Raw genomic sequence first — 12987 nt, forward strand, 5'->3', positions numbered from 1 at the left:
CCCGCCCTGCGATCTGGCGATCAACGGTCGGGTTTCCCTTGTTGTTCATAATCTTATGACGAGGGTCCGCACTATGAGTTCAAGCAGTCTGGCCGAGCGGATTTCCCCATAGCGTAGTGGTATCGCAGCGCGTAAACGGCTATAAGTGGGTTGTCCACTTCCAGGACCTACATTGAGAACAAGAATGGCAACGCAAAAAATAATTGGCATCGTGCTGCTTGCTCTGGGGCTGGTCCTTCTGTACTTCGGTTGGCAGTCGTCCCAGTCGCTGGGTGACCAGGTGGCGGAAACCTTCACGGGTCGCTTCACCGAAGGCACCATGTGGTATTTGATTGTCGGCTGCATGGCTATCGTTGCTGGTGCCATTCTGGCACTGCTGCGCAATCGTTAAACATGGTTCCTGCCAACGCCGGCCACCAGTCCGGGTTGGTATAAAACCGACCACTTCATTTATGCCGGTATTTTTGATGAAGAAAACCACTGCCTGGATTTGCCTTCCCGCTGCACTGCTCGTAGCGAGTTGCAGTAACGATTCTCGCCTGCCTGACGCCCAGGTTGAGCCGCCGCCTGCCCCGCGGACGATCCAGGTTTATAAACCCACCGGCGCGGTGCAGTGCAGCGATTCAGGCACGACTGCGGCGAAACTGGCCTTACAGCTTGTGGAATCCGGCGTGAGCGTATCCGATGCCAGCTGTGGTCACGACGGCATGATGCGCATCGCCCAATGCGGCGCACCAGACGGCAGCATCGCTGTGTTTGCAATCTCCCAGCGGGATTTACCTGAAGCACAACGGATCGGTTTCAAACCGCTTGCTGAGTTGCCTTCGGCCCAGCTGACACCTTGTAACGAGTCACCATAGCGGAGGGAGTTTGAAACCTATCGCTGTCCGGTTGATTAAATGGCTCCTGCTGCTGGCGATAGGCGTAGGCATCTTTCTCACCAGGCCATGGGACCAGCTGCCGCCAGAATGGAATCCATGGAGACCCCTGGAAATCAGCCATCCGATGACCCCGATCAGCAAGTGGAAGCTCTCGCGAATCAGTGACAATCCAGAGCTATGCCGAGCTGTACTTGAAACCGCACCAGAAGGCTCTCTGGACTATCTCCCGCTGGAAGACTACACCCCGGTCGAAGGCTGTCCGCTAACCAATGTCGTGCGCATCAGCCGTTCACAGAGCACCTACAATTCCCCGTTTACTGTTACCTGCCCACTTGCGGTGGCCTGGGTAATGTTCGAACGCCAGAAACTCCAGCCACTGGCACAGCAGCAGCTGGGTAGCCCCATCACACGCATTGAGCACTTTGGCAGCTTCGCCTGTCGAAATATCTATAACCGGGATAGTGGGCGTCGGAGTCAGCATGCCACCGCCAATGCGCTCGACGTGGCCACCTTCAGGCTGGAGGACGGCGACCGAATATCCGTACTCCGGCACTGGGATAGCAGTTCCGCGCCGCGCAAGGCTGATTTTCTGCGTGACGTACACGATGCCGCCTGCAGTTATTTCGGGACTGTTCTGGGCCCGGACTATAACCAGCCCCACGAAAACCACTTCCATTTCGATGGCAGCGGGTTCGGTTTCTGCCGCTAGGGCCCTAGCAGGCCCTAGCATGCAGCCCCGTGTCGCATGGACACTACCGGTCACGGCTGGCATCATTCGGCGCTGATTCTCGCCCCCGGGCGAGGCAGCCCCACAAAGACAAGGTTCTGGTCATGAGCACACTTCCCCCCTGCCCCTCCTGCGGCTCCGTATACACCTACGAAGACGGCGCCATGTACCTGTGCCCGGAATGCGCCCACGAATGGGCCCAGGACGGCAGCAGCGAAGCCAGCAACGACGACCGCATCATCAAGGACGCCAACGGCAACGTTCTGCAGGACGGCGATAGCGTTACGGTGATCAAGGACCTGAAGGTCAAGGGATCGTCGCTGGTGGTAAAGGTCGGCACCAAGGTCAAGAACATCCGCCTGGTGGACGGGGACCACGACATCGATTGCAAGATCGATGGCATCGGCGCGATGAAGCTGAAGTCGGAATTCGTCAAGAGGAGCTGACAGGCCGAACGGCATGGCTGGAAGCTGGAAGCTGGAAGCTGGAAGCTGGAAGGGAGAGCTTGGGGTTGTTGGACATCTCAACAACGCGTAATGATGGGATGTCGAGTTCCATCTCGAGGAAGCAAAGCTGCCAGCAACTCCGCTGGCCGGGATGGAACCCGGCCCTCCATAAAGCTTGCACCAGATCGACATAGCGGCACTCGGCAATATTTGTTGCTGCGAACATCTCAACAACGCGTAATGACGGGGTGTCGAGTTCCATCTCGACGAAGCAAAGCTGCCGGCAACTGCGCTGGCCGGGATGGAACCCGGCCCTCCATAAAGCTTGCAGCTGTCGAGCGCCACGGGCCGCGACCTGACTCGATGGCGAGGCTTACCGCAACCCCGGCGTCGTCGGCTAGCTGGCTACGAGCTGATGCCCGAACCCCCCGGAAAACCACACACTGGATAGCGATCTTCCAGCTACTGCGCTTTCATCGCTCAAACGAGCCCCAGAAACCATCAACAACCCCGGCCTGACCCTTCCAGCCTTAAGCTTCCAGCTTCACCTCAGCGTTATGATAGATGTTCTGCACATCTTCCACGTCATTGAGCATGTCGATGAATTTTTCAAACATCGGCACATCATCACCGCTGACTTCGGTCATGGTTTGCGGCAGGAACTGAATCTCGTCCACCGCAAAATCAATCTCTCCCATCGTCTCGACCAGCGCCTGCCTGGCCTTGGCGTATTCCGTATGCGGGGTAAATACGGTGATGGTGCCGCTCTCGTTCTCGATATCGCTCACGTCCACGTCAGCCATCATCAGCGCCTCAAGCACTGCCTCTTCGTCATCGCCGGCAAAGGCCAGAATGGCGCAGTGATCAAACATATGGCTGACGCTGCCGCCGGTGCCCAGCTTGCTCTTGGTCTTGGTGAAGCAGTTGCGAACATCAGAGATGGTGCGGTTGGGGTTGTCTGTCAGGCAGTCGACGATAACCATACAGTTACCCGGACCGAAACCCTCATACCGAGCAACCGCGAAATCTTCACCGCCGCCGCCCTTGGCCTTGTCGATGGCCTTGTCTATCACGTGTCCAGGTACCTGGTCTTTCTTGGCCCGCTCGATCAGCCCGCGCAACGTCAGGTTGCCCGTGGGGTCAACACCGCCCGACTTGGCACAAACGTAGATCTCGCGAGCGTACTTGCTGTAGACCTTGGTTTTAGCATCAGCCGTTTTGGCCATTGATTCTTTGCGGTTCTGATAAGCGCGGCCCATGGGTGCTGTCCTGTAAGTTGTCAGAAAGCCGAGGATTTTACGCTCAGATTCGCGGCAGATCCATTGCCACGGCGGCCTGAGCCGAACTCAAAGCAATGGGGTGACTGTGGCCAGCCAGGCGATCAACAGGAACATGATCACCACAATACTCAGCGGCTTGCGCAGCGCCGGGTACCACACGGGAGCCAGTCCCTGCTTGACGGCCCAGATATCGGCAAAATACAGCGCACCGAAGGCAATCAGGAAGATCGGCACAGCAAAGTGAACCGGCAAGCTCAGGCCCAGCCAGCCAAGCAGCGGCGGAATGACCGACAATCCCAGCTGGACCGGGGCTTTCTCACTGGACTCTTCCGCGCGCATGGCCAGCCCCCAATGGATTGCGCCCATGAAGGCCATCACGATCGCAGCATACGCCAGCAACTCTTCAAGGACGCGCTCGCGCCAGGCCTCAGGCGTCACCCAGATCCCAAGCGAACCGGTAATAAACGGGACCAGCCCGATGAAGCCCAACCCAACGGCTAACTTTGGGGGACGGATGGCGCTGAAAGGATGCATGAAGGCTCCGTTATTCTCTGATTAAGCGTCGAACCCGGCCCATTCGATTATTCCACCAATGTGACCGGACCAGGCCGGCGCTTGCGTGGCAAGCGACGCAGCAGCGCGCCTAGCCTGGATCGGAGCGCGGAGACGCTGGCCCTGTCGTCGACCGGGACGGTGTGCATGTAAGCCTGCCGTACATACTCGTCGAAGAAGGCATCAAGTTCGGGCTGTTGCTCGGGCAGCGCCGCGACCAGCCGCGCCTGCCAGTGACGAGGTCCCTCTCCGTCTCGTGCCTGCAGCCTGAGCCTGACCAGTCGGCGGTGCAGCTTGTCCCAGACACGCTTGCGAGGATCATTAGACCGCTTTTGCGGGCGCAACGTCCAGAGCGCCAGCGGCAGCATGACCAATCCTGCGGCAATCAGCGCAATCACGCCGATGCGCTGCCAGTCGGCGGTACCAAACCAGCGCCGGAAGAAACTCAGTTGCCGCTCGCTCTCATAACCCAGCACATGCAGCTGCCAGCGATAGTTCACGTCATCCCAGGCCAGCCGGATAGTGTTTATCCAGCCAATATTGCGATAGCGCGCACCGGACAGCGGCGAATCCTGCAGGAAGCTACCTTCCCCACGCAGCGCTTCCTGCAGGCCTCGCTCGATGCGCTCGGGCGCCACCTGAAAGGTAGGGTCAACTGAAATCCAGCCGCGACCCGGCAACCAGGCTTCGACCCAGGCGTGGGCATCGAACTGATGCACCAGCACATGATTTCCGCGCGGGTTGAGTTCGCCTCCCTGATAACCGGCCACGATACGTGACGGTACCCCCGCAGCCCGCAACGCAAAGGTCATGGCGCCAGCGAAATGCGCGCAGAATCCACGCCGCGTATCGAACAGGAATTCATCATTGGTGTGCTGGCCCAGCGTATCGGGGCGCAGGGTGTAATGATATGGCTCGCGATTGAAATGCTGCAGCATGGCCTGAATCAGCTCCGCATCATCCGGGTATTGCCGCCGCAGCGTCCGGGCCCATTCACGGGTCCGCGGATCGCTGCCCTCGGGCAGCGCCAGATATAAGCGCTGTTGCAACGCGTCCAGCCCTTGCGGGTCGAGCAGACTGTCCGGCCAGGACGTTGCGGTGTACGCCGTGGTCTGGCTGATCGGGCGTCTGGCTCGGAGCATGAAATCCCGGGTCAGAACCAGCTCATCCGTGGTCGAGCTGGCCCCGCGCAGACTGAACAGCCAGGGCTGATGACTGGCGCCGCCGGTCACCACGCGATAGCTGATCGATGGCCCATCAACCTGTAACTCGCCCGGCGGGCCACCAGAGGACACCGCCGTATGGCTCCAGCGGCGACCATCAAACTGACTCAATGTCATGGCCCGCCAGTACAGCTGATCATGCTGCGGAATCGGCCCTTCGAAATTGACTCTGAAAGCCAGCTCCCCCGACTGCGCAAGATTGGCCACATCGCCTGGCGCCATGCTTTCCGATAACCCGGTGGTGGCCTGTTGGCCCGGCGAATTGACCGCCCACAGCGGGCCAATTCGTGGAAACAGAAAGAACAGTACCAGCATCAAGGGAATGGCCTGCGCCAACAGTACTGCACCCGTGCGAAAGGCACGTCCCGGGTCGTTGCGTCCGGACGTTTGCTGCAAGCCTACCAGAGCCGCAATCAGCACCAGCATGGAGACGCACTGATACAGCGCCAGCAGCATGCTCTGGTTGAACAGAAAAGCTGTCGCAATCAGAAAAAAGCCCAGATAGATCACCACCAGGGCATCGCGCGGGTCGCGCATTTCCAGGAGCTTGAGCATGAACAACAGCAACAGCAGCAGGACCGCGGAATCGAGGCCGATCAGCGTGCCCTGCGACACATAGACCCCGGCCACACTTACCAGAATGGCCAGCGCCTTGGTCACTATGCCGGGATACCCCCAGCGCATGCGCTGGATCTGCACCCGCCACAATGCGCACACCATCCAGAGCACGGCGACCCAGACCGGCAGACGTGGCAGGTGCGGCAGCAGCACCACAACCTGCGCGGTCAACAGCCAGGCAAGACTGTTGCGCGGAATCAGTCCAGCTGTAGTCATCTCGCCACTCCATACAAGGCCACAGCACGCAGGCAGGCGTCACGGTGTGCATCACCGACACCCGGACCAAGCTGCTCGCCCGGGAGCTTCAAGCCATAGGGCTGACCGGTCTGCTCGAGCTGCAATACCCAGCCGGCCAGGCAGCCCAGACGCTGCTCTAGGTCCGTCCCTGGCGCGGCATCAAGATCAAGCCACACGCTGTTCTGTAGCGGTTCAGCAAATACCTTGCTGTGCAACCCCTGTCCTCTTGACCAGGCGCGCCAATCCAGGCGTCTTCGCGAGTCGCCGGGCTGATAGGCGCGCAAACCCTGGAAATCATCCACGCCTTCGCCATGCGGCTGGTCACCCTCGCCTTCACCGCTGCGCCCGGCACTTGGCAAGGGCGCGTCCACAGGCCTGGGATACACCAATGCCTGCAGATCCAGATCCACCAGGCTCCATGCCACAAACCAGCCGAGCGGATAGCGTGTCTCGATGCGCAGGCGGCCTGGCTTGAACCAGCCGCGCTTCCGCACTGCATGATAAAGCGTTACCTGCACGTCCTCGTTCTTGCCAATGTCTACCTGCTGCGGCGTTTGGTCAGGCCAACGCAGACGCACCGATTGATGCTCGCGGTCCAGCGCTCGCAGGGTCAGGTCGAAGGGGGCTGATTCACCGGCGAAGACCGGACGGCTGCCCGTGCCGTGCAGCTGCAGTCCGGAGAGATTGCGATAGGTGTGATACAGACTGACCCAGAACAGGCTGGCGAGCACAAAGGTGACCGCGTATATCAGGCTGTTCTGGTAGTTGATCGCGCCAATGAGCATGATCAGCAACAGCAGCATCAGGCCCAATCCCGCGCGGCTGGGCAGAATGAAAATGCGCCGGTGGTTCAGCTGCACCTGGCTGGCTGGCGGAATCCGCCTGTTCAGCCAACGTGCAAAGGCGCCACTGGCCTGCCCTCCAAGGCGCCCGATCACACTGCAGGCACCCCGTTGAGCAACCATTGTGCAAGCCCGCCGCCCCCATGGCCGGCAGGATCGTCGCTGGCGCGTAGACGGTGGCTTACCACCGCTGGCAACACCGCCTGTACATCCTCTGGAATGACATAACCGCGGTGTTCCAGCATGGCCCAGGCGCGTGCCGCGGCAAGCAGCCCCAGGCTGGCGCGCGGCGATAAACCCCAGGCGCACACCTGACTCTCACGGGTGCGATTTACCAGCCGCAGAATGTAATCAATGATCGGCTCACTGGCGGTGATTTCCGGCACCGCCTGCTGCAACCTATGCAGCTGATCTCGGGTTAGCGCGGGTTCAATGTTGTCGAGCCGGGCGCGCCGACCTTCGCGGAGCAATAGCGCCTTTTCGGCAGCCATTGATGGATAACCGAGCGACAGGCGCATCAGAAAGCGGTCCAGCTGGGACTCGGGCAAGGCAAAGGTGCCGCTTTGCGACACCGGGTTCTGTGTCGCGATGACAAAGAATGGATCAGGCAGCGGACGGGTCGCGCCATCAACCGTGACCTGCCCTTCTTCCATGGCCTCCAGCAAAGCACTCTGACTCTTGGGCGTGGCGCGGTTGATTTCGTCAGCCAGAATCAGCTCGGCGAAAATAGGCCCGGGATGAAACACGAATTCAGCGCTGTTGCGGTCAAACACCGAGGTGCCGAGGATGTCGCCCGGGAGCAGATCACTGGTGAACTGAATGCGCTGATAACTGAGCCCCATCACCCGGGCCAGCGCTTGTGACAAGGTAGTCTTGCCCATCCCGGGCAGATCCTCGATCAGCAGGTGACCCCGCGCGAGGATACATGCGACCGCCAACTTCACTGCGTGCTGCTTACCCAGCAGAACCTGATCAACCGCATGCAACGCGCCATTCAATACATCCCTCATCGTTCACCTCGTATCTGTCCTGTCTTCCATGGTAGAGCCTGCCATGCGCGGCGCAAAGCCTTGATCCGGGCTCTCGCGGACCCGCCTAGGAATGCGCAGCGTCCTGCTGGTCCGGCGGTGCCCTCATCGCTTCGAGGCGGCTGATCATATAGCGTACGTGCAAATGCAGACTGTACAGCTCATGGGCGTAGGACAGCGGCACTTCGACCCGGCTCAGATCGCCCTCCAGATCGTGCAAACCGGCAATTTCTCTGTCGATAACGCCCTTGATCTGACCGTTGATTATCAGCCGGTCGACACGGCGCAGGTGTTCGTACCATTTGAATACACGTGCACGCATGCGCCAGGTATAGATGGGTCCCATGCTGCGTAACAGGGGCAACATGATCACAATGAACGGAATAAGCAGAACAACGTAGCGGTCAGCAATGGAGGCGATCCAGAACGGCAGGTAACGTTGCAGAAACGGCACGCCCTCGCGGTGGTAGTACTCGGCTTCACCGGTGAGTTCCAGCTCCATCGGCACCGCTGCCGGGAAGGCATTGGGTGCGTCCAGGAGATTGCCTTCACGCAGTACCTCACGGGAGGCTTCGAGGACCAGCGACGTCAGTGCAGGGTGGAATGCGTCGTTGGCGACCAGCGTGGCGACAGGCGAAAGCAGTGCGGAATCTTCCGGCGGCACGTTGCCGGACAGGTCAAGCAATCCTTCAGGCAAGACGATATGTTCGAGAAAGGATAACCGCGACGCCAGGGCTTCGGTCTGGGCGAGGTTCACCAGCCGGACCTCCGGCTCTGAAATCAGCGCGTTCAACAGGTTGTTGCCCACCGGGAGAACAAGGAAGGCCGCATCCAGTTCGCCCTCAAGCAAGCCGCGAACACTTGCATTACTGCCTGACGCTTGCCAGGTGCCGGTCTCGAGCAGTTCCAGCGCCCGCTGATTACCGACCTGGCCGAACAGGCTACGGACCACCGACCAGGTACCGCTACCCTCCGTGCCAACCGAGACCCTCAGATCATATAGATCGGTGAGCCGCCGAATATCAGTATCGCCACGCTGAAACAGCCACAGAGGCTCATGATAGAGCGCAGCCAGGCCACGCAGACGGCGCAGCTGCTGGCGCTCGAGCAAGGAAGTGATTCCGCTCTGAATCAACCCGAGCTGAACCTCACCCGAGCCATCGGTAAGTCGATGAAGATTGTCGACACTGCCACGGCTGGGATACAGCTCAAGGGTGAGACCTTCGCTCGCCAAACGCTCCTTCAGCTTCAGGCCAAACTGGTGATAGCCACCGCTCTCGATGCCCGTCATCATGCCGACAGTGCGTGGCGGCGCTGGATCCAGGAAACGAAAGAGTATCCAGATCACTACCGCAGCCAAAGGGAGAATCCATAGGTTTGCGCGAACGAATACCGTGGCCTGTTTGAAGACGTTCAATTACCCACTCCGGCGCGTTAAACGATGTACTCAGTCTAACCGCACCCTGGCGTAACGGCGAATGGCAGTCCGGCACCCCGAAATCGCCTGGGCCACGCTCAAACCGTTATTTGCGCCCGCTCAGTCGAGGCGTGCCGACACAAATTCGTGCAACGAACCAACCGACGCAAACGCCTCGCCTTCGATTTCGTCATCGGCAATCTGGATGCCAAAGGTATTCTCGATCTCGCCAAGAATGACCACGACCGCCATCGAGTCGAATTCTGGCAACCCCCCCAGCAGCTCGGTATCTGCGTCCAGAACAACATCATCATCGAGTTGCAGACTACGACGCAGCAATGCCTGGATCTCGGCAAATCGGTTCACTCACGTATCCCCCGGTTACATCGGGCTTATCCCGAAGAGCGCGGATTCTGACAAAAATCCGCGATAGCTACCAGGGGTCGCCGTCGTGTTGACTGCTTTTACAGCCCAACAAACCCTGCTCCGGTTATCTTTTGCCACAACCACGCCTTGCAACCTTGCCCGGTTCTGGTAGTGTCGAGGGGTGCCGGTGTTCTACCGGCCTTTCGCTTCACAGGCACTTGAAATAGCCACCTGCGTTGCTATTACCGGATCTGAAGTCGCTTCTATAAGCTCAGTCAGGAGTCGTTAACTGCGCCTCTTCGGCATTTGTGCCGTGTCCGGGCTAGCCTGCTCGCGCTTTCAAGTCTTACCCGATACAAATAATCATTCCTGACAAGGAGTTGTGCCGTTCGCCATGAACAAATCACCCGCAATTGTGATGACAAAACTGGATATCCAGCGACTGGACGAGTTGCTAGCGACCATGGATGCGCCTATTGATCTGCTCGAAGCCCTCGAAGGCGAGATGCTACGAGCGAGAGTAGTCAGTCACAAGCGCATTGCCGCAGATGTGGTCACCATGAATTCCACCGTACGTTTCGTTGACGAGGCGAGCGAGCGCGAATTCGTCCTGACCCTGGTCTATCCGGCACAGGCCGGCCGTCCCGGCACCATTTCCGTGCTGGCACCGGTAGGCATCGCCCTGCTTGGCCTGAAAAAAGGACAGAGCATTTCCTGCACAGGGCCCAATGGCCGACCGCAGAAGCTCAAGATCATCGACATTCTTTACCAGCCTGAAGCCAGCGGCGACTTTCACCTGTAACACCCAAGGCCCGGTCAATCCGGGCCTTTCGCATACCAAATCCTACCAGCCCACTCCCATCGCCACCTTCCAGCCTTCAGCCTTCAGCCTCAGAACCCCGGCGTAGCGCAGGCGCGCTACGCCCCCAGGGGTGCGCCTCGGGCCACGTTCGGATACGCCGATAGGGTTGATCTTTAGCTTCCAGCCTCCAGCCCGCTTCTAATCCGTCGAAGCCGGCGATTCGCGGGTCAACTCGAGACCCGCCCGATCCGTCCAACCTTCATCCAATTCAGCTTTAACTGATACGCCCAAGCCCTTGAAATCACTCACTTGCTTGACGAGATTTCCCCGCCCGCTTACCAACTGATCACAGGCCCGTTGATAGGCTTCCGTAGCGCGTTCGAGACTCTTGCCAATACCGTCCATGCTCCCCAGGAAAGTACGCAACTTGTCATAAACCTTGCCCGCACGGTCTGCCAGCTCGGCGGTGTGGCGGTTCTGATCTTCGAAACGCCAGAGCTGACGCACGATATTCAGACTGGTGAGCAAAGTGGTCGGTGTCGCGACCAGAACGTTCTGTTCGATGGCCTTCTGAAACAGCGTCTCGTCGGCCTTCAATGCTTCGACAAAGGCCGACTCAATGGGAATGAACATGAACACCATTTCCGGTGCGTTGAGACCCGGCAGTTCGAAATAATGCCGGTCTGACAGCTCACGGATACGCTCACCGATGGCCTGCACGTGTTCGGCCAGGGCGATGCGCCGCTCAGCCTCGTCTTCGCTGTTGATATAACGGGTATAGGCATTCAGCGAGACCTTGGCATCAATGATCAGATGCTTGTCCTGCGGCAGATAGACCAATACGTCCGGACGCTGGCGCTTGCCTTCACTGTTGTTCATGCTCACTTCGCGCTTGAAGTCCTGCCCCTGGCGCAAACCGGAACGCTCCAGCACGTTTTCCAGAATCAGCTCACCCCAGTTGCCCTGCGTCTTCTTCTGCCCGCGCAATGCCGTACTAAGATCGTGGGCCTCCTGGGTAATCTGGCGGTTCAATTCCTTCAGGTGCTGAAGTTCCTGGGCCAGCGCTGCCTGCTGCTGGGTATCCTTGTGATGAATATCCTCGACCTTGCTCCGGAACTGATCGATCTGTTCGCGGAACGGCTTGAGCAAGGCATCCAGCGATTGCTGGCTGTGTTGAGAGAACGCCTGGCCCTTGGCTTCGAAGATACGGCTGGCAAGCTGCTCGAATTCCAGCTTGAGCTGGTCGCGGCTGTCCTTGAGCAGCTGCTGTTGTTCGGTGAAATGTTGCTGGCGTTGCTCCAGCGTACTCAACAGCGTGGAGTGCTCGACATTCAGCTGTTCATGGGTGACCTGCAGATCCAGCAGCCTGGCATTGAGTGCTTCGCGCTCCCCGCGAAGCTCAGTCAGCTGACGGACCTGCTCGGTGCTGAGCGTTTGCGCCCGTTCGGCTTGCACCTGCCAGTGGTGACATTGTTGCTCGGCGTCGCTCAGTCGCTTGCAAACCTCGGCATGTTGGTCGCGTAGAACATCCAGGGTGTCCTGGATGTGTTCCACCCTCGCGTCCAACGCGCCCTGTCGCGCCAGCTGTTGATGACCCTCGTTCTGTAGCTGTTGATTGCGTTCGCGCTGGGCATTCATATCAGCCTGATAGTCCGCCTGACGCCGCAGCATCACCCAGATGGTCAGGCCCCAGCCGAGCAAGGCCGCGAGCAACACGCCTGGCATCAATGCTGCAAAATCACTCGGACTCATTACACTCCTCCTTTTATCAACCCAGCATGCAGATGCAACAAAGCCCCTCGAAAGGGGCTCTGGTCACACACTGCGAGAGATCAAACTCAACCGCACTTGCTATCGCCACAGCTCAGGCAGGTCATGCAGCCATCCATCAGGACAGCGGCCTGCGTATGGCACTTGGCGCACATCTGCGCCCCGGGCGGATAGACCTCAGTGCTGTCGTCACATTCGGCTGACGCCTGGCTTTGCGCCGAAACGCCCATGAACTCCGCGCGTTTCTGCTCGAGATAGGCACGCTGATGGTCGTCCATTTCATCCTGAATCATGCCGATGCGCTTGAGATGCTGATCGAGCACTTCGCCAATCTCCGCCACCAGCGACGGCATCCAGCGCCCACCGCGCTTCATGTACCCGCCCTTGGGGTCGAATACGCTGCGCAGCTCTTCAACCAGGAAGGTGCAGTCACCACCCTTGCGGAACACGGCAGAGATAATCAGCGTCAAGGCAGAAATCCACTGATAGTGCTCCATGTTCTTCGAGTTGATGAAGATCTCGAAGGGCCGACGCGTTTCATGATCGCTGCCGTGATTGAGGATCACGTCATTGATGGTGACGTAGATCGCATGCTCGGATGTCGGCGTCTTGATCTTGTAGGTGGAGCCCTCGAGGAACTCCGGACGCTTGAGCTTCTCGTGCATCTCTTCGAGTTTGACCACGGGCGCCTGGGCTTCTTTTTCCTTCACGGCGTCGTCCGGCTTGACCACGGAGTAGTCGACAATCTTGCTGCTGATTTTCAATGCCATGTTAAATCTTCCTCGCCCCGCCTTGACG

At 59.1% G+C, this 12987-nt stretch carries 14 protein-coding genes; 5 read left to right on the forward strand and 9 right to left on the reverse strand.

Translation table 11 applies throughout. The features are described from left to right. Window positions 1-184 precede the first annotated feature (184 nt). From FZE95_RS00795 to FZE95_RS00810, 4 genes are all read left to right on the forward strand, one after another. Entirely contained in the window at window positions 185-391 is a 207-nt protein-coding gene (locus FZE95_RS00795; protein WP_150298912.1) for a DUF3185 family protein, read from the forward strand. 76 nt (window positions 392-467) lie between these two features. Next, the gene (locus tag FZE95_RS00800; protein WP_150298913.1) at window positions 468-860 is read left to right on the forward strand and encodes a hypothetical protein; all 393 of its coding nucleotides are present in this window, start codon (window positions 468-470) and stop codon (window positions 858-860) included. 10 nt (window positions 861-870) lie between these two features. Further along, a complete protein-coding gene (locus FZE95_RS00805) occupies window positions 871-1590 on the forward strand; it encodes an extensin-like domain-containing protein (protein ID WP_223824918.1) in 720 nt (239 codons plus the stop codon). A gap of 122 nt (window positions 1591-1712) precedes the next feature. After that, window positions 1713-2054, forward strand: a complete 342-nt coding sequence (locus tag FZE95_RS00810) for a zinc ribbon domain-containing protein YjdM (RefSeq protein ID WP_150298914.1) — start codon at window positions 1713-1715, stop codon at window positions 2052-2054. A 530-nt stretch (window positions 2055-2584) separates the two neighbouring features. Here the strand turns inward: FZE95_RS00810 and FZE95_RS00815 are convergent. The 7 genes from FZE95_RS00815 to FZE95_RS00845 all read right to left on the reverse strand — a co-directional run bounded on the left by FZE95_RS00815 (window position 2585) and on the right by FZE95_RS00845 (window position 9617). Then, window positions 2585-3313, reverse strand: coding sequence for a YebC/PmpR family DNA-binding transcriptional regulator (locus FZE95_RS00815; RefSeq protein WP_150298915.1), 729 nt, complete (start codon window positions 3311-3313; stop codon window positions 2585-2587). Window positions 3314-3400: 87 nt separating this feature from the next. Next, window positions 3401-3868 (reverse strand): DUF3429 domain-containing protein, encoded by a 468-nt coding sequence (locus tag FZE95_RS00820; RefSeq protein ID WP_150298916.1) that lies wholly within the window; start codon window positions 3866-3868, stop codon window positions 3401-3403. A gap of 47 nt (window positions 3869-3915) precedes the next feature. Continuing rightward, a complete protein-coding gene (locus FZE95_RS00825) occupies window positions 3916-5943 on the reverse strand; it encodes a transglutaminase family protein (RefSeq protein ID WP_150298917.1) in 2028 nt (675 codons plus the stop codon). Further along, on the reverse strand, window positions 5940-6929 hold the full coding sequence (locus FZE95_RS00830; RefSeq protein WP_150298918.1) for a DUF58 domain-containing protein: 990 nt from the start codon (window positions 6927-6929) through the stop codon (window positions 5940-5942). Before FZE95_RS00830 ends, FZE95_RS00825 begins: the two co-directional genes overlap by 4 nt. Continuing rightward, window positions 6899-7816: an AAA family ATPase gene (locus tag FZE95_RS00835; RefSeq protein ID WP_150298919.1), complete on the reverse strand. Its 918-nt coding sequence runs from the start codon at window positions 7814-7816 to the stop codon at window positions 6899-6901. Before FZE95_RS00835 ends, FZE95_RS00830 begins: the two co-directional genes overlap by 31 nt. Window positions 7817-7901: 85 nt before the next feature. Further along, on the reverse strand, window positions 7902-9251 hold the full coding sequence (locus tag FZE95_RS00840; RefSeq protein WP_150298920.1) for a TAXI family TRAP transporter solute-binding subunit: 1350 nt from the start codon (window positions 9249-9251) through the stop codon (window positions 7902-7904). A 120-nt stretch (window positions 9252-9371) separates the two neighbouring features. Further along, a complete protein-coding gene (locus FZE95_RS00845) occupies window positions 9372-9617 on the reverse strand; it encodes an acyl carrier protein (protein WP_150298921.1) in 246 nt (81 codons plus the stop codon). Between the two features lie 394 nt (window positions 9618-10011). Between FZE95_RS00845 and rnk the strand changes: the two genes are divergently transcribed. Continuing rightward, entirely contained in the window at window positions 10012-10419 is a 408-nt protein-coding gene (gene rnk / locus FZE95_RS00850) for a nucleoside diphosphate kinase regulator (protein WP_150298922.1), read from the forward strand. Between the two features lie 198 nt (window positions 10420-10617). On the opposite strand, the gene rmuC is transcribed toward rnk, so the two are convergent. Both rmuC and FZE95_RS00860 read right to left on the reverse strand, forming a co-directional pair. Continuing rightward, the gene (gene rmuC, locus FZE95_RS00855; RefSeq protein WP_150298923.1) at window positions 10618-12171 is read right to left on the reverse strand and encodes a DNA recombination protein RmuC; all 1554 of its coding nucleotides are present in this window, start codon (window positions 12169-12171) and stop codon (window positions 10618-10620) included. Window positions 12172-12257: 86 nt separating this feature from the next. After that, window positions 12258-12959, reverse strand: coding sequence for a TSCPD domain-containing protein (locus tag FZE95_RS00860; protein WP_150298924.1), 702 nt, complete (start codon window positions 12957-12959; stop codon window positions 12258-12260). Window positions 12960-12987 lie beyond the last annotated feature (28 nt).

Source organism: Pseudomonas profundi (assembly GCF_008638305.1).
Taxonomy (GTDB): domain Bacteria; phylum Pseudomonadota; class Gammaproteobacteria; order Pseudomonadales; family Pseudomonadaceae; genus Halopseudomonas; species Halopseudomonas profundi.